17 protein-coding genes are annotated in these 16,121 nt (G+C 67.0%); 6 read left to right on the top strand and 11 right to left on the bottom strand.

Annotated elements, in window-relative coordinates; translation table 11 throughout:
• The first annotated feature begins 6 nt into the window (after positions 1-6).
• Positions 7-480 carry an isochorismatase family protein gene (locus tag F7R26_RS00520; protein ID WP_150985420.1) on the top strand — a complete coding sequence of 158 codons (474 nt, stop codon included), beginning with the start codon at positions 7-9 and terminating at the stop codon, positions 478-480.
• A gap of 8 nt (positions 481-488) precedes the next feature.
• On the opposite strand, the gene F7R26_RS00515 is transcribed toward F7R26_RS00520, so the two are convergent.
• Positions 489-1,481 carry an NAD-dependent epimerase/dehydratase family protein gene (locus F7R26_RS00515; protein WP_241754388.1) on the bottom strand — a complete coding sequence of 331 codons (993 nt, stop codon included), beginning with the start codon at positions 1,479-1,481 and terminating at the stop codon, positions 489-491.
• A gap of 126 nt (positions 1,482-1,607) precedes the next feature.
• On the opposite strand from F7R26_RS00515, the gene F7R26_RS00510 reads away from it, so the two are divergent.
• Complete coding sequence (locus F7R26_RS00510; protein ID WP_150985419.1) at positions 1,608-2,501, top strand: LysR family transcriptional regulator; 894 nt, start codon at positions 1,608-1,610, stop codon at positions 2,499-2,501.
• An 18-nt stretch (positions 2,502-2,519) separates the two neighbouring features.
• Here the strand turns inward: F7R26_RS00510 and F7R26_RS00505 are convergent, their stop codons facing one another.
• Positions 2,520-3,431, bottom strand: coding sequence for a LysR family transcriptional regulator (locus F7R26_RS00505; protein WP_150985418.1), 912 nt, complete (start codon positions 3,429-3,431; stop codon positions 2,520-2,522).
• A 153-nt stretch (positions 3,432-3,584) separates the two neighbouring features.
• Here F7R26_RS00505 and gstA point away from each other — a divergent pair, with 153 nt between their 5' ends.
• Positions 3,585-4,211, top strand: a complete 627-nt coding sequence (gene gstA / locus F7R26_RS00500) for a glutathione transferase GstA (protein WP_150985417.1) — start codon at positions 3,585-3,587, stop codon at positions 4,209-4,211.
• A gap of 21 nt (positions 4,212-4,232) precedes the next feature.
• On the opposite strand, the gene F7R26_RS00495 is transcribed toward gstA, so the two are convergent.
• The 4 genes from F7R26_RS00495 to F7R26_RS00480 form a co-directional block, all read right to left on the bottom strand.
• Complete coding sequence (locus tag F7R26_RS00495; protein ID WP_150985462.1) at positions 4,233-5,024, bottom strand: oxygen-binding di-iron domain-containing protein; 792 nt, start codon at positions 5,022-5,024, stop codon at positions 4,233-4,235.
• 194 nt (positions 5,025-5,218) lie between these two features.
• A complete protein-coding gene (locus F7R26_RS00490) occupies positions 5,219-5,857 on the bottom strand; it encodes a glutathione peroxidase (RefSeq protein ID WP_150985416.1) in 639 nt (212 codons plus the stop codon).
• Positions 5,858-5,929: 72 nt separating this feature from the next.
• Positions 5,930-7,420 (bottom strand): MDR family MFS transporter, encoded by a 1,491-nt coding sequence (locus F7R26_RS00485; protein ID WP_150985415.1) that lies wholly within the window; start codon positions 7,418-7,420, stop codon positions 5,930-5,932.
• Between the two features lie 607 nt (positions 7,421-8,027).
• Entirely contained in the window at positions 8,028-8,477 is a 450-nt protein-coding gene (locus tag F7R26_RS00480; protein WP_150985414.1) for a CBS domain-containing protein, read from the bottom strand.
• Positions 8,478-8,732: 255 nt separating this feature from the next.
• Here F7R26_RS00480 and F7R26_RS40820 point away from each other — a divergent pair, with 255 nt between their 5' ends.
• Positions 8,733-9,380 (top strand): CDGSH iron-sulfur domain-containing protein, encoded by a 648-nt coding sequence (locus tag F7R26_RS40820; RefSeq protein WP_150985413.1) that lies wholly within the window; start codon positions 8,733-8,735, stop codon positions 9,378-9,380.
• On the opposite strand, the gene F7R26_RS00470 is transcribed toward F7R26_RS40820, so the two are convergent.
• Complete coding sequence (locus tag F7R26_RS00470) at positions 9,355-10,083, bottom strand: TetR/AcrR family transcriptional regulator (protein ID WP_150985412.1); 729 nt, start codon at positions 10,081-10,083, stop codon at positions 9,355-9,357. The two genes, F7R26_RS40820 and F7R26_RS00470, sit on opposite strands and share 26 nt — an antisense overlap.
• Positions 10,084-10,144: 61 nt before the next feature.
• Between F7R26_RS00470 and F7R26_RS00465 the strand changes: the two genes are divergently transcribed.
• Positions 10,145-11,287, top strand: a complete 1,143-nt coding sequence (locus F7R26_RS00465) for a DUF2855 family protein (RefSeq protein WP_150985411.1) — start codon at positions 10,145-10,147, stop codon at positions 11,285-11,287.
• A 49-nt stretch (positions 11,288-11,336) separates the two neighbouring features.
• On the opposite strand, the gene F7R26_RS00460 is transcribed toward F7R26_RS00465, so the two are convergent.
• The 4 genes from F7R26_RS00460 to F7R26_RS00445 all read right to left on the bottom strand — a co-directional run bounded on the left by F7R26_RS00460 (position 11,337) and on the right by F7R26_RS00445 (position 15,241).
• The gene (locus F7R26_RS00460) at positions 11,337-12,185 is read right to left on the bottom strand and encodes a PA4780 family RIO1-like protein kinase (protein ID WP_150985410.1); all 849 of its coding nucleotides are present in this window, start codon (positions 12,183-12,185) and stop codon (positions 11,337-11,339) included.
• 64 nt (positions 12,186-12,249) lie between these two features.
• The gene (gene dbpA / locus F7R26_RS00455) at positions 12,250-13,671 is read right to left on the bottom strand and encodes an ATP-dependent RNA helicase DbpA (protein WP_150985409.1); all 1,422 of its coding nucleotides are present in this window, start codon (positions 13,669-13,671) and stop codon (positions 12,250-12,252) included.
• A gap of 102 nt (positions 13,672-13,773) precedes the next feature.
• Positions 13,774-14,928, bottom strand: a complete 1,155-nt coding sequence (locus F7R26_RS00450) for an exo-alpha-sialidase (RefSeq protein WP_150985408.1) — start codon at positions 14,926-14,928, stop codon at positions 13,774-13,776.
• 43 nt (positions 14,929-14,971) lie between these two features.
• The gene (locus F7R26_RS00445; protein WP_043342689.1) at positions 14,972-15,241 is read right to left on the bottom strand and encodes a MoaD/ThiS family protein; all 270 of its coding nucleotides are present in this window, start codon (positions 15,239-15,241) and stop codon (positions 14,972-14,974) included.
• Between the two features lie 253 nt (positions 15,242-15,494).
• Between F7R26_RS00445 and F7R26_RS00440 the strand changes: the two genes are divergently transcribed.
• Positions 15,495-16,046 carry a glutathione peroxidase gene (locus tag F7R26_RS00440; protein WP_150985407.1) on the top strand — a complete coding sequence of 184 codons (552 nt, stop codon included), beginning with the start codon at positions 15,495-15,497 and terminating at the stop codon, positions 16,044-16,046.
• Positions 16,047-16,121: the final 75 nt, after the last annotated feature.

Raw genomic sequence — 16,121 nt, 5'->3', positions numbered from 1 at the left:
AATACCTTGCGACAAGCCCTGTTGATCGTCGACGTTCAGCCCACCTTCTCGCCGCCACAATGGCTGATCGATGGCCTGTTGCCACTGATCGGCCAGATGCCATCGGTAGCAACCGTGGAGCACCATGACGAAGCGCGCACGCCGTTCATGCGCCAGCTCGGCTGGGCGCCCGGCACGGGCGACCAGTCCCTCATACCGGCGGATCGCGTGTTCGTGAAGCATGGCTACCTGCCGTGCGCCGAGGCAATTGCGTATCTGCGTGAGCTGGCGCCGGAACGTGTGCTTGTTGCCGGCATCCAGACCGAGACCTGCGTGCTGGCAGCGGGCTTCGCGCTGTTCGATGCGGGCCTGCAGCCCACGCTGATCTCCGATCTCACCGTCGGGTCGTCTCTCGATCCTTCCGGTGCGCTGGGCGAGACGCTGTGGCGGCATCATTTCGGCAGCGTGGTGACGCGCGCTGACATCATTGGGCAGGCCTGACGCCGCACTCAGGCGGCCACCCGCAAACCCAGTTCGCCCAGGCTTGCGCGCAGCGCTTGCTTGAGCGGCGTGCGGGGCAGCTCGCCCACCAGGGCCTCCAGCGCCGTGCCATCGAGCGCGTGCGGCACCTTCCACAAGTAAGCCATCTCGGCCAGCTCGCGCCACATGGGCACCACCGCGCCGCCTGCGCGGATCAGCCACCATGGCATGCCGGCCACGCGCGGTGCGTGCGCCATGCCGCTGGCTTCGGCCAGCGCGCTCACCAGTTCATCGCCCGTTAGCGTATGCCCCGCGAAATGCAGCACGGCATGGCCGCGCAGATCCGCGTGGCGCCGTGCCACCGCAACAAAGGCCTGCGCCAGGTCGGGCAGGTAGGCCCAGGCATGCGCGCGGTCACGCGGGCCGGGATAGACCACCTTGCCTTGATCGAGCGACTTGGCGATCGCCAGGTCCATCCATGCACCGCGCCCCGGGCCGCCGAAGAAATCGCCCGCGCGCAGGATTACGCTGCGCAGCCCCGGTGCTCGCTCGCGCAGGCCGGCCTCGATGGCGCGGCGGATCTCGCCCTTGCGCGCGCTGGGCTGCTCGGCGGTATCGGGGCGCAGCAGCGGCGGCATCGACTCGCCGAAGTTGTAGACGTTGCCGGGATAGAGCAGCAGGGCATCCAGCGCCTGCGCCACCGCCATGCCACAGCGCGCCAGTGCTTCGGCGTGCTGCTCCCATTCGGTATAGACCGGGTTGAGCGCGTTCACCACCACGCTGGCGCCGCGCGCGGCGGCGAGCAGCTTCGTGGTGTCCGCCACATCGATAGCCATGCCGCGCACGTTGTGCGCCGCCGTGCCCGCCAGCGGCCTGCGTGCCTGCGCCAGCACCGTCCAGCCGGCCGCGGCAAAGGCATCCACCAGGGTGCGGCCAAGCCGGCCGTTGGCGCCGAGTATCAACACGGTGTCGCGCACCATGTTCTCCTGCATCGCGTTGTCCAGCATCGCGTTGTCCAGCATTGCGTTCTCCTTGCGGCATCGCCTGAAGACCATTGTGGGCAATCCTTCGCTACGCCACAATTGCATAAACATGCAACGCACGAATGCATTTTTGAATAATGCGCCAGGCAAGGAGCGATGGAGAAAATGGCCGAAGCATTCGACTGGGCGCTGATGCGCTCCTTCCTGGCCGTGATGGAGGCCGGCAGCCTGCTGGGCGCGGCGCGCCAGCTTTCCAGCAGCCAGCCCACGCTGGGGCGCCACGTGGCGCAGCTGGAGGCGCAGCTCGGCGTGCCGCTGTTCGAGCGCACCGGCCACGGCCTGCAGCCCACAGAGGCTGCGCGCGCCATCGCCGGGCATGCGCGGGTGATGCAGCAGGGCGCGGACGCGGTCGCGCGCACGCTCGCGCGCGACCAGGCGGGCATTGCGGGGACGGTGCGCATCTCCGCGAGCCGCGCGGTGGCCAGCTACCTGCTGCCGCCGCTGCTGGCGGACCTGCGCCTGCGCGAGCCGCAACTCGCCATCGAAGTGGTGTCGTCCAACGCCGTCAGCAACCTGCTGCGGCGCGAGGCCGATATCGCCATCCGCATGGTGCGGCCGGTGCAGGCATCGCTGATCGCGCGCAAGGTGGCGTCCGTGGCGCTATGTGCCTGCGCCCACGAGGACTACCTGCGGCGCAAGGGCGTGCCGCGCACGGCGCAGGACCTGCCGCGCTTCGACCTGATCGGCTATGACCACGACGACACGATCCTGCGCGGCTTTCGCGCCATGGGCGTGGAGATCACGCGCGAGGCGTTTGCCGTGCGCAGCGATGACGACATCGTGCTGTGGCAGTCGATCCGCGCCGGCCTGGGCGTGGGCTTTGCGGCGCGCTATATTGCCGCCGGCGATGCGCGCGTGCGCACGGTGCTGCCCGAGCTATCCATTCCGCCGCTGCCGGTCTGGCTCACCGTGCACCGGGAAATCCGCGGCAGCGCGCGCATCCGCGCGGTCTACGACTTCCTGGCCAGCGCCATTCCCGCCGCGCTGGCGGCGCCGTGAGCGCACGCTCTCACCGCCCTACGCATCCAGCCTGACATGCTCCGCCAGGTGGCTGACCACGGTGGCGATGCGCCGCAGATGCCGTGACTCGGGATGCGTCAGCAGCCACAGGTCGGTGTCGCACTCGTCCAGCGTGCCGGTGAGCGCCACCAGCTTGCCGCTGCGCCGCCCGATCATCAGCGAAACAATGCCGGCGCCGAGCCCCGCCTCGACGCCTTCCAGCACGCCGGCGATGCTGTTGACGCGGTACTGCGGCACCACGCGCGGCAGGTGCTTGCGGCGCCAGCGCACCGACGGGTGATCGGGCATGGCCTCGTCCGGCGCGATCCAGGGCAGCGTGGCCAGCGCGGCAAGGTCGACGGCGCCGCCGTGCCCGGGAATCGCGATGCCGGCCGCCTCCACCAGCTCCCGCGCCGCGAACACCGCCACGCGCAAGGGGCCGAGGCACTTGCCGATCAGGTGATCGGGCGGACGGCGCGTGGCGCGCACCGCGATGTCGGCGTCGCGCCGGGTCAGGCTGACCAGCTCGTTGGTGGCGATCAGCTCGAAGCTCAGCCCGGGATGCTGGCGCCCGAGCGGCGCCAGTGCCGGCAGCACCATGCCATGCAACACGGTATCGGTGGTGGTGATACGCACCAGGCCCGACACCGTGCCGGCCGACACCGAGGCATGCGCGCGCGCCGCCTCCAGCTCGGCCTCGATGCGTTCGGCATGCTGTGCGAACTGCTGGGCGAGTTCGGTCGGCAGGTAACCCGCGCGGCTGCGCTCGAACAGGCGCCGCCCCAGCCCTTTCTCGATGCGCTGCAGCGCGCGGAACACGGTGGAGGCATCAAGCCCGAGCCGGCGCCCGGCTTCGGCCAGCGTGGCGCCGCGCACCAGTGCCAGCACCACGTCGAGATCGGGGGAAGAGAGTTGGTAGGGTATGTTCATTGCAGATTTGCAGTCATGACTTGCGCCAGCGCGCATTGTGATTGCACTTTCGCAATCCTAGACTGCCTGCACTGTCACCACAAGGCGTGGCGGCAAACCCTGAAAACCCGAACCCAAACCCGAACCCGAACCCAAAACAGCGAGGACCACCCGATGAAGCTCTACTACTCCCCTGGCGCTTGCTCCCTGGCCGTGCATATCGCACTGCGCGAAGCCGGCCTGCCGTTTTCGCTCGCCAAGGTCGACCTGGCCAGGCATAAGCTGAGCGAGCCGGAAAACGGCAGCGACGACTTCTACACAGTGAGCCCGCGCGGCTACGTGCCGATGCTGCAACTGGACGATGGCTCGCGCCACACCGAAGCCGCATCGCTGCTGCAATACGTGGCGGACCTTGCCCCGGGCAAGGCGCTGCTGCCGGCGGCCGGCACCCAGGCACGCCTGGAAGCGGTGGGCTGGCTGACGCTGGTCTCCACCGAGCTGCACAAGGTCTTCAGCCCGTGGCTGTGGCACAAGGAAACCGCGCAGAGCACGCGCGAGGATTGCAAGGCCAAGGTGGCGCTGCGCTTTGCCGAGCTAGACCGGCACCTGGCCACGCGCGACTACCTGTGCGGCACGCAATTCACCGTGGCCGACGCCTACTGCTTCGCGGTTGCCAACTGGGCCAATCTACTGAGCATGCCGCTCAATCCTTACCCCGCGTTGCAGGCCTACCTGTCACGCGTGGCCGCGCGGCCGAAGGTGCACGAGGCGCTGGTGGCCGAAGGGCTGGCGCGCGATTGATCGCGCAACCGGTGCCGGGCGTCAGGCTGGCGTCGCGGTGACGGGCGGCAGCCTGTAGTTGTCCTGGCTGAGCAGGTCCAGCCCGCACTCCAGCGTGGAGACCCAGTCGATGAACTGCGCCACCATCGCCTTGCCGCGAAACGACGGGCCGTGCTGCGGCACGATCCACTCGATATCCAGCCCGCGCGCCATGTTGGCCCACAGCCGGCACGCGCGGTTGCCGCTCATGTAGCGCTGGTGGAAGGGCAGCATGGCATGGGTATGCGCGGCAAAATCGCTCACCACCGCGCCGGCTTCCCGCGCGCTGGTCATGGCCGCGCCCAGGTCGCCGGAGAACAGGATCTTGCTGATGGGATCGTAGAACTGGAAGTTGCCCTCCGAGTGCAGGAAATGCGCCGGCACCGCCAGCAACGTGCAGTTGCCCAGCGCGATCGGCATGCCGGCATCGGGGATGGTGACGATGCGCCCTTGCGTCTTGCCCGCCTGGCAGAAATGCGGCAAGAACCGCGCCCAGACGCGCGAGATCAGGATGCGGCTATCTGAGGCGGTCAGCCAGCGCCCGACCGAGGCCACGATGTCCGGATCGGCGTGCGACGCCAGCACATAGTCGAGCTGCTTGGGCGGAAAGTAGCGGCTGATGGCGAGGTACAGCTCGCCGTAGGTCATGTGCCCGCCCGGATCGATCAGCGCGCCGTGGCCGGCGTCGACGATCAGGAACTGGTTGGTCTGCACCACCTCGCCGTGCTCCTCCTCGACCAGGTCCGAAAACAGCAGGCAGGTGTGCCCGCCAGCGTCGTATAGCGTGATGGCCATCGTCTGTCTCTCCCCAAAGCGGCGAAAGTAGCGATGGCGGCGCTCCGGCGGCTTGACGCTGGTCAAGAAGGGATCGATTCGCGCCCCGATGCCGTGAGCGCGGCCACGCCGGACGCGGCCGCCCTTGCGGCAATGCCGTCGCGCAGCGCGTTGGACATCGGCTCCAGCGGATGGCGGCGCAATAGCCTGGCGGCTTAGCGTGCGGCGTCCAGCAGTTGCTCGATCTTGCTCACGAACTGCTTGTCGTCGGGCTTGGTCATGCTGTTATAGCTGCCCACCACCTGGCCGTTGCGATCGATCACATACTTGTAGAAATTCCACTTGGGCGTGGTGCCGGACTGCTTGGCCAGCAGCGCGTACATGGGATTGGCATCGCTGCCGCGCACGTGCGACTTGCCCAGCATCGGGAATTTCACGCCATAGGTGTTGTAGCAAAAGTCGGCGATCTCCTTGGAGGAGCCCGGCTCCTGCGAAAAGTCGTTCGACGGGAAGCCCAGCACCACCAGCCCGCGTTCGCGGTACTTGGCGTACAGCGCCTCCAGCCCTTCGTATTGCGGGGTAAAGCCGCAGTAGCTGGCGGTATTGACCACCACCACGACCTTGCCGGCGTACTGGCAGAGGTTTTGCGGCGCTTCGTCCTGCAGGCGGGGGAACTTGAAGTTGAGCGAGGCCGGACAGGCGCCGGCCGGCTTGGCGGCGGTGGCTGCCGGGGTATCGGCGGCTTGCGCAAGACGCGGCGCGGTGACAACAGCGGCGGCCGCGGCCAGGACCAACGCGCCGGACAAGGCGATGCGTTGCAGGGCGCGTGAGCGCTGTTCGGGAAGGCTGCGCATGTAGGAAACTCCGGAGATGGTCTGTCCCTAGTTTACGCCGTTGGGCGTGAAATGGATGCGCGAGCCTCCCGCTTACTCCATGGCCAGCGTGGCCGCGTGCTCGGTCACGCTGCTGCGCAACTCCACGTCCGGCATGCGGCGCACGATCACCAGCGCCAGCAACGCGGCCACGGTGCCCACGGCAAAAATCAGCCGGAAGCCCGACTCCACGCCGCCCGTCAGCACGTCCCGCACCGCGGGGGAGAGATGGGCCAGCGCTTCGCTGCCGTGGCGCAGCGCACCCAGGTCCAGCACCTGCGTCACGCCGGAAGCATGCAGCGCGTTGCGGAATTGCAGCGTCAGCAAGGTGCCGGCCAGCGCGCCGCCAAAGGCGCTGCCCAGCGAGCGCAGCACCAGCAGCGCGCCGGTACCGGCGCCGGTATCGCGGCGCTCCAGCACGTTCTGCACCGTCATCAAGGTGCCGACCATGGTCATGCCCAGCCCCACGCCGGCCACCATCATGGCCAGCAACACCAGCGCCAGCGGCGTGGATGGCGAAATCACCACGAGCGCCAGCAGGCCCAGCGCCGCCGCGATGAAGCCGCCGGTCAGGATGCCGCGCATCCGCCCCAGGCGCGGCGCCAGCCCGGCCACGATGAAATTGCCCGCCACCGTGGAGAGCAGGAAAGGCACGACCAGCAAGCCGGACTCCGACGCATCGGCGCCGCGCACCAGCTGGAAATGCAGCGGCAGCGCGAAGATGCACAAGAAGATATTCAGCGCAGCCATCGCGGACGCCGCCACGCCCAGCACATAAGCGCGGTTGCGAAACAGCCGCGGCGGCAGCATCGGGTCGTCCGCGCGGCGCTCCTGCCAGACCAGCGCGGCCACCGCCACCAAGGCCAGCAGCGCCAGGCCAGCGATTTCCGGCGAGATCCAGTCATAGACATCGCCGCCCCAGCTCATCGCCAACAGGAAGGCCACGATGGAAACCGTCAGCAGCGCAGCGCCGCCCCAGTCCACCCGCGCCGAGCCGCCACGCGCCTGCAACTGGCTTAAGCCCCGATAGCACATGAACATGGCCAGCAGCCCCAGCGGCACATTGATCCAGAACAGCCAGCGCCACGACAGATGATCCGACGTCCAGCCCCCCACCAGCGGGCCGGCAATGGAGGCCACCGCCCACACGGTCGCCAGGTAACCCTGGTAACGCCCACGCTGGCGCGGCGCCACCACATCCGCGATCGCTGCCTGCGCGAGCGACATCAAGCCGCCACCGCCAATGCCTTGCAGCGCACGGAACAGGATCAGTTGCTCCAGCGTAGCCGCCATCGCGCACGCCACCGAGGCCAGGATGAACAGCGCGATCGCCAGCATCAGCAGCCGGCGCCGTCCATAGGTATCCGACAACTTGCCGTACAAGGGCGTGGAAACGGTGGAAGTGATCAGGTAGGCCGTCACGATCCACGACAGATGGCCAAACCCGTTCAGGTCATTGGCAATGGCCGGCACCGCCGGAATCACCACGGTCTGGTCCAGCGCGGCCAGCAAGATGCAAAGGATGATCCCGCCGATCACGCGCATGATGGCCTGGTGGCTCAGGGCAGGGGTAGCAACAGCAGAAGCGGCAGATGTAGCAGGAGCGGAGGACGGCATCGGAGGCAGCAGGGCGCGTAGTCATGAGCAACCAACGTTGCGCCCAATCGCCAACAAACCACCTCGTTTGTCAGCCTACATCGGGGAACATGGCCACAAAATTGAAATCAACCGATTTGACGCGTACCCAGCGCTGCGCGAATCGAGAGCTGCCAGAGCTGGCAGATGCCGCCTGCACGGCCCGGGCGGGCCTAATTCAGTGAATGCATAATTATATGCGGATACCAAATATGGAGTGCGGCACTAAGTTGGTTTCTGATGTGGCGCAGATGTGCCTTTTGCCGGAACGTGCGTACTTCTGCTCAGTACGCGCGGCCATCTGCCAGCAAGCCGGCACGAAGCGAAAAGACGGAAATCTTGTGGTTTTTTTTGAGATGCGCCAAGGCGTATGGGGCGCCCGCCTGCCTGCCATTTTGACAAGACAAGAAAGCAGGCAGGCGAGCGCCCCGCAGGGGTCGTGAAACCGATTTTGACTTGAAGCTTGTGACGTTAAGGTAAGCAGCGCCCATCAACCAGGAATCCCCGGGCAATGAGATCAGAGCTTGGGATGCGGCGTCCCGCTAATGTAGTGCTCCAGCTGGTCGATGATAAATTTCTGCTCGGAAATAATATCCTTGACCAGGTCCCCGATCGACAACATCCCCACCAGGGTATCGCCGTCCATCACCGGCAAGTGCCTCAGCCGATGCTGCGTCATCAACGCCATGCACTCGTCGGTACTCTGGTCCCCGCGCACATAGATCACCGCCGACGTCATGATGTCGCGAACAAAGGTTTCCCGCGAAGTCCGCTGCATCAGGATCACCTTGCGCGCATAGTCCCGCTCGCTCAAGATACCGACGATATCGCCGTGTTCGATCACCAATAACGCGCCAATGCCTTTTTCCGCCATCAGTTGCAGCGCAGCATAAACCGTGGCGCCAGGGGAAATGCTGTAGATAGCCTGAGTCGGCTTGGACTCAAGAACCTGCCGTGCGGTTTTCATCACCCACTCCTTGTTCGATCCCAACGGATTGCACACGACCCGCGCAATGGCGGGAGCGCCTGGCAGGGCACCTGCGCAACGCGCCGCTGCCTATCGCTTTCAGATTAGCACCACGCGCGCGCGCCTTACAGGGTGACGCACACGAATCTTTGTAAAAAGACAAAGCCGCTGAAAAGCACCGCACAAACCCGCCGGCAAGCGCTATAAAGGAAAGGGAGCGCGCCACCTGGCGCGCCATGCGCAGGAGGGCCAGCCATGGCCACCGAGTCCGTTGCCGGCAAGCGCGTCATCGTGCTCTTCGACGACAGCCGCTGCATCCATTCGCGCCACTGCGTGCTGGACCGCCCGGACGTGTTCGTGCCCGGCGTACAGGGCGAGTGGATCCATCCCGACAACGCCAGCGCCGAGGAAATCGCAGAGATTGCGCACAACTGCCCATCGGGCGCCATCAGCTACCAGAACGTCGACGATTCCCCCGGCGAGGCGGCGCCGCTGGTCAATGTGGTGCGCGTGCTTGAGAACGGCCCGCTGGCGCTGCGCGCCGCCATCACCATCGATGGCCAGCCCGCCGGCTTTCGCCTGACGCTGTGCCGCTGCGGCGCTTCGCGCAACAAGCCCCTGTGCGACAGCAGCCACGCCAGCGCGGGTTTCGTCGCCACCGGCGAGGCCGCCACCGTGGCATCGGAGCCGCTGGCGCAGCGCGACGGGCCCCTCGATATCCATCCCATCCCCAACGGACCGCTGCGCGTCAAAGGCAATCTTGAAGTCATCAGCGGCACCGGCAGGACCATCACCCGCATGACCGAGGCCTGGTTTTGCCGCTGCGGCCAGTCGGGCAACAAGCCGTTCTGCGACGGCACGCACAAGAAGGTGGGGTTCAGGAGCGAGCCTCAGGATCCATAGAATCCATAGAATCCGCAGCATCCGAAGTTAGCGGCGCGGCCCCCAGCGCCAGCAGACAAAGCCGCTCCATCTGCGCCACCCATGCCGTGCGCGAGGACTCGGCAGCCCGCAGCAGCAGGCGATAGCGGCGCGCGCCCCAGACCGCCTCCAGCAGGCTGCGCACCGTGTCGGCGTCCGGCGTGCCTGGCAGATCCGGGCATGCCGCCAGCGCGCGCTGCCAGGCCGCATACAGCTCATCGAACACACGGCGGTGATGCTTGGTCTCGGCGATGCGCGCTTCCAGCATGAGCATGTCGTGCTCGAAGCCCTCCAGCGAGGCATCGTCGGCGCCGCAGGTCAGCCGTGCCAGGCGCCGGACGCGCGTGCGCCAGTCCAGCCCGGGCGCGGACGCCACCTCGGCCTCGATGCGCGCCAGCAACAGCTCAATGGTGTGCCGCACATAGCCGGAGAGCAGCGCCTCCTTGTTGGGGAAGTACTCGTACAGGGTGCCGACGGAGCATCCGGCCTCCAGCGCCACGGCGCGCGTGGTCACGCCGTCCCAGCCACGCGCCCGCCATATCCGAACAAAGGCCTCGTAGATGGCGTCCACGGTAAAGCGCGCGCGCTGCTGCGACGGGCGTTTCAGCGGCCTGGCAGGCGCCTGCGCCGGCTCGGCCGCGGCGTTCGCGTTTCCGAACCCGGCGGCCGGCTTGCGGCGATACATTGGTGGCATCGACCTCGACGGTAAAAAAGGACAAAAAATGGGACAGACAATAGATCAGACAATGGCTCAGACGAAGCACGGCAGTCACGACGACAGCGCCGAACAATCGCTCACGGTCACCCGCCTGCTGACACGCAAGCATGCCCTAAATGAAAGCCGGCTGGAAGCGCGCCAGGAACCCACCGACGCCGCCCCCGGCGAAGTCCTGCTGAAGATCGACCGCTTCGCGCTCACCACCAACAACATCACCTACGCCGCCTTCGGCGACGCCATGAACTACTGGCAGTTCTTTCCCACCGGGCAACAGGAATGGGGCCATATGCCGGTGTGGGGCTTTGCCGATGTGGTGGACTCCAAGGTGCCCGGCGTGGCGGCGGGCGAGCGCTTCTACGGCTACTTCCCCATCGCCAGCCATATCCGCATGCAGCCGGAGCGCGTGACCGAGCGCGGCTTCTACGATGCCATCGAGCACCGCCGGCCCCTGACCTCCGCCTACAACCAGTACACCCGCGTGACGCATGACGCCGCCTACGCGCCCGAGCTGGAAAACTACCAGATGCTGTACCGGCCGCTGTTCATCACGTCGTTCATGCTGGCCGACTTCCTCGAGGACAACCGCTTCTTCGGCGCCACGCGGCTGGTGGTGTCCAGCGCCTCCAGCAAAACCGCCTATGGCACCGCGTTCTGCCTGCGCAACGTCCCCGGCATCTCGCTGGCCGCCATCACCGCGGAGCGCAACCGCGCCTTTGTCGAAGGCCTTGGCTGCTATGCGGAGGTGGTCAGCTACAACGGGCTGGAAACACTCGCCACCGACGCGCCCACGCTCTACGTGGACTTCTCCGGCGACGAAGCGCTGCGCGCACGCGTGCACCATCACTTTGGCGGCGCGCTGGTGTACGACTGCTTTGCCGGCTCGGCGCAGAACACGGGCTTCTTGCGCGATACCGGCCTGCCCGGGCCCAAGCCCGAGTTTTATTTCGCGCCGGTGCAGATCCGCAAGCGCAACGCCGACTGGGGGCCCGAAGGCGTGAACCAGCGCTTCAACGCCGCGCAGCGGGCGTTTATCGATTATGTGAAGGCGCCAGCGAACGGCTGGCTGACGCTGGTCGAAGCGCAGGGCTTCGGCGCCGCGCAGGAGAGGATCGCGAGCCTGGTGGCAGGCGGGAGCGAGCCGAAAGCGGGGTATGTGGTGCGGCTCGATTGAAGCGAGCGATCAAATGACCGGCTGACCGGACGATGATCCGGTCAGCCAGTCACTCCGCGCTTTGCAGGTAGCGCTGGCGCGCCTCTTCTTCCAGGATCACGTCTTCCACCTCCGCCAGCACGGCTTCCACGTCCACCGGGGTGTCGTCCACGGCAACCTGGCCGGTCAGCTTCACGCCGGGATGCAGCAAGCCGGCCTGGTAAAGCGCCCAGATCTCCTTGCCGTACTGCGTGCCGTTGAGCTCCGGCGCAAACTGGCCGAAGTAAAACGCAAGGTTATCCACATCGCGCTCCAGCATGGCGCTGGCTTCGCTGTTGCCGGCCGCATCCACCGCCTGCGGCAGGTCGATGATGACGGGGCCGTCGGCATCCACCAGGATGTTGAATTCGGAGAGGTCGCCGTGCACCACGCCGGCGCACAGCATCAGGATCACCTGCTCGATCAGCGCGTCGTGGAATGCCACCGCCTGCTCCGGGCTCAGCGCCACGTCGTTCAGGCGCGGCGCGGCATTGCCTTCGGCATCCACCACCAGCTCCATCAGCAGCACGCCCTCGAAGCACAGGTGCGGCGTGGGCACGCGCACGCCGGCGGCGGCAAGACGGTACAGCGCATCCACCTCCGCGTTGTGCCAGGCTTCTTCCGCCACCTTGCGCCCGTAGCGCGTGCCTTTTTCCATGGCGCGCGCCTGCCGGCTGTTCTTGACCTTGCGCCCTTCCTGGTAGGTCGAGGCCTGGCGGAAGCTGCGTTGCGCGGCATCCTTGTAGACCTTGGCGCAACGGATCTCGCCACCGCTGCGCACGACATAGACGGTGGCTTCCTTGCCGCTCATCAACTGGCGCAACACCTCATCGACCAGGCCGTCTTCGACCAGCGGCTGGAGCCGCTTCGGCGTTTTCATCGGGCAGCACCAAGCGGGCAGGGCGAGCGCGCCATGCGCGGGGACAGCAGCGTCGCGGCCACCGTTATTCCGTCAGCATGCGCACTTTCACGCGCTTGCCCTTCACGGTGCCGTCATTGAGCTTGCGCATCGCCTCGCGCCCGATCGAACGCTCCACCGCCACGTAGGTGGACATGTCCATCACGTTGATCTTGCCGATCTGGTGCTTGGTGTAGCCCGCGTCGCCGGTGAGCGCGCCGAGGATGTCGCCGGGGCGCATCTTTTCCTTGCGCCCGCCAAGGATCTGCAGCGTGACCATGGGGGGCAGCAGGCGCTCGTTGCTGGCGGGCGTCAGCTCGGACAGGGGCTGCCATTCCATCTCGGCGCCCATGGCCTGCTCGATATTGCCCACGCGGCCCATCTCGTTCATGCTCGCCAGGCTCAGCGCCCAGCCATCCTGGTCCGCGCGGCCGGTGCGGCCGATGCGGTGGACGTAGACCTCGGGGTCGGGCGTGACGTCGACGTTGATCACCGCTTCGAGCTGGGCAATGTCCAGCCCGCGCGCGGCCACGTCGGTGGCGACCAGCACCGAACAGCTGCGGTTGGCGAACTGCACCAGCACCTGGTCGCGCTCGCGCTGGTCCAGCTCACCGTGCAGCGCCAGGGCTTCGAAGCCTTGCGCGCGCAGCAGGTCGACCAGGTCGCGGCAGCGGGCCTTGGTGTTGCAGAAGGCCAGCGTGCTGACCGGGCGGAAATGATTGAGCAGCAGGCCCACGGCGTTCAGGCGGTCGCTGTCGGCCACCTCGTAGAAGCGCTGGCGGATCTTGCTGTCGTCGTGCTGCTCTTCCAGCTTGACCTCGCGCGGCTTGCGCAGGAACTGCTGGCTGAGCTTGGCGATGCCTTCGGGATAGGTGGCCGAGAACAGCAGCGTCTGGCGCTCCTTGGGGCAGTGGCTTGCCACATAGGCGATGTCGTCGAAGAAGCCCATGTCGAGCATGCGGTCGGCTTCGTCCAGCACCAGCGTGTTGAGCGCATCCAGGTTCAGCGTGCCGCGCTCCAGGTGATCCATGATGCGGCCGGGCGTGCCCACGGCGATATGTGCGCCATGCGCCAGGCTGTCGGCCTGGGGGCGCATCGGCGAGCCGCCGCACAGCGTCAGGATCTTGATGTTTTCTTCCGCGCGCGCCAGGCGGCGGATTTCCTGCGTGACCTGGTCGGCCAGTTCACGCGTGGGGCACAGCACCAGCGCCTGCACGTCGAAACGGCGCGCATCGAGCCGGTTCAGCAGCGCCAGCGCGAAGGCGGCGGTCTTGCCGCTGCCGGTCTTGGCCTGCGCGATCAGGTCCTGGCCGGCCAGCGCGATCGGCAGGCTGGCCGCCTGGATCGGGGTCATGATCTGGTAGCCGAGCTGCTCCAGCGTCGCCAGCGTGGCGGGCGAAAGAGGCAGCTTGGAGAAAGAGGCGCCGGCAGCGGCGGGCGCTGCGGATTGGGTAGGGCTTGAGGTCATGCCGGATTATACCGGGCTGGCTGCCGCGCTCCTGTCGTCAATTTGTCGTCTCCCGGCGTCTCCGGCGTCTCCCGGCGTCTATTTACCCCTGGCGCGGACAATTCAAACAAAGCGCACGCAGTAAACCGGCGGCAGATGTGCCGAGAACAGCTTCCAGCGCTCCCCGCCGCTCTCCGATATCCACAGGCTGCCGGTGGTGGAGCCCATGGCAAGCCGCTCGCCGGTATGGTCCACCGCCAGCCCGTGCCGGTAGATCAGGTCATACGACGGCGCCGCGGGCAGCCCCTCGGAGAAGGCCTCGAAACTCACCCCGCCGTCACGCGTGCGGGTGACCACCAGCTTGCCGTCCACCGGCACGCGGCATTCATCCTTGACCGCCGGCACGAACCACGCGGTATTGGGCCGGCGCGGATGCGCCGCCACCGCAAAGCCAAAGCTCGACGGCTTGGCGTGCAAGCGCTGCCAGTGCATGCCCGCATCGCCGGAGCGAAAGATCCCGCCATGGTGCTGCACCCACATGGCATGCGGATGGCCGGCACATTGCGCCAGCCGGTGCGGATCCTGGATATTGCCATCCTCGCGCCGCTCCGGTGGCATGTAGTCGGCCACCATGCCGCTCGCCGTGCAGGCCCAGTTCCTGCCACCATCCCGCGTTTGCCACACACCGCCGCACGACACGGCCACGGTGACATGGCGGCTATCGTGCGGATCCACGCAGATGGAGTGGATGCCCGGCACATCGTAGCCGCCGCCGAACCACTCGCTGCGCTCGGGGCGGTCCCACAGCGGCCGGTTCAGCGCCCAGCTGGCGCCGCCGTCGCCCGAGCGGAACAAGCCACCCGGCAAGGTGCCTGCCCACAGCACGCCGGGCTCATCGGCCCCGCCGGTTTCCATCGACCAGATCTGCTGCAAGGACCACGGCACCGGCGGCGCCGCCACCGCAGGTTCGCCGGTTTGCGCAGGGACGGGTACGCCCGGCACGGCCGCTTCCCGGGGCGGATCCGGCTCCGGCTGGGGCGGATAGACCGGCACGGCGCAAGCCTCCCACTCCACGCCGCGCGCCCTGCGCCGCCATAGCTTGACGCCAAAATGCCCAAGGTTAAGTGCCGCATACAAGGCACCGTCACGCGCATCGCCCAGCACCATGCTCACGGGCTCGCCCAGGAAATGCACCGACTCCTGCAGCCAGCCCAGCGCGCTGTCGCGCCGCAACATCAACAAGCCCTTGCGCGTGCCAATGAGAAGTTGATCGTTCATGCTGACCTCCACGCTTGAGCGCCGAGCCTTCAGCGGCAAGCCGTCAACCGCCTGACAGCGCCTGCACCACGAAGATCTGGCTGCTGGCACCCACGCGATCGCTCATGCGCCGGCGGTCGCGAATGGCCGAGCCATCCACAAACACCGCCAGGTGCCGGCGTAACTGGCCCTGGTCATCGAGGATATAGCCGCGCAGCTCCGGCTGCTCCCGAAACGCCATCTCCAGCGCGGCGCAGACGGTAGCCGCGGGCACTTCCCGCTCCGGGCTCGGGATATGGCGCTGGATCGCAGAGGCAAAGACAAGGCGCGGCATGGCGTAAGGGCCAGCGCGGGGACCGCTGGCCGTGATGGCGAGTGTCTTGCAGTTTAGGAAATACTGCGGGGGAATGGGTGTGCGGTTGCGCGCAGAGGCAACGATAAGGGCTGCGGCGCAGCCGTGGCGCATTGACGCTGCAATGCGGCATGCGCGGGAAGCCGGGACGCCGGGACGCCCACCGGCAAGAAACCTCCAAGGCCGGCATACTGTCGGCTCCATGGCATCCGTACCACTCACGTAAGGACGAAAGATGGCAAGCACCTTGTACGACATTCCCCTGAAACGCATCGACGGCACCGACAGCCGGCTCGCGGATTTTCGCGCTCATGTGCTGCTGGTCGTGAACGTGGCATCGAAGTGCGGCCTGACGCCCCAGTACGAAGGGCTCGAAGCGCTGTACCAGGCCAAGCGCGCCGAGGGCCTGGAGGTGCTGGGATTCCCGGCCAACAACTTCAAAGGCCAGGAGCCGGGCGACGAGGCGCAGATCCAGGAATTCTGCAAGCTGACCTACGACGTGCACTTCCCGATGTTCTCGAAGGTCTCGGTGCTCGGACCGGACCAGCATCCGCTGTACGCGGCACTGACGCAAGCCCAGCCGGCCGCCATCGGCGACGGCCCTTTCCGTGAACGCCTGAAGGGCTACGGCGTGAACCCGGAGAACACCGCCGACGTGCTGTGGAACTTCGAGAAATTCCTGATCGACCGGGAAGGCAAGGTGGTAGCGCGCTTCGCGCCGGACGTCGCCGCGAACGACCCGCGCCTGCTGGAGGCGATCGATGCGGCGCTGGCCAAGGGCCGCTGACCAGTAGCCGTTGGCCAGCGGCGTAGCGGCGGCACGAGGAGGGCATCAGGACTCGCCCGCTCCGGCCGCCGCCCG

This window comes from Cupriavidus basilensis, from assembly GCF_008801925.2.
Classification (GTDB): Bacteria; Pseudomonadota; Gammaproteobacteria; order Burkholderiales; family Burkholderiaceae; genus Cupriavidus; species Cupriavidus basilensis.
The sequence above is the reverse complement of the archived record's forward strand: the minus strand, read 5'-3'. Positions and strand labels throughout refer to the sequence as shown.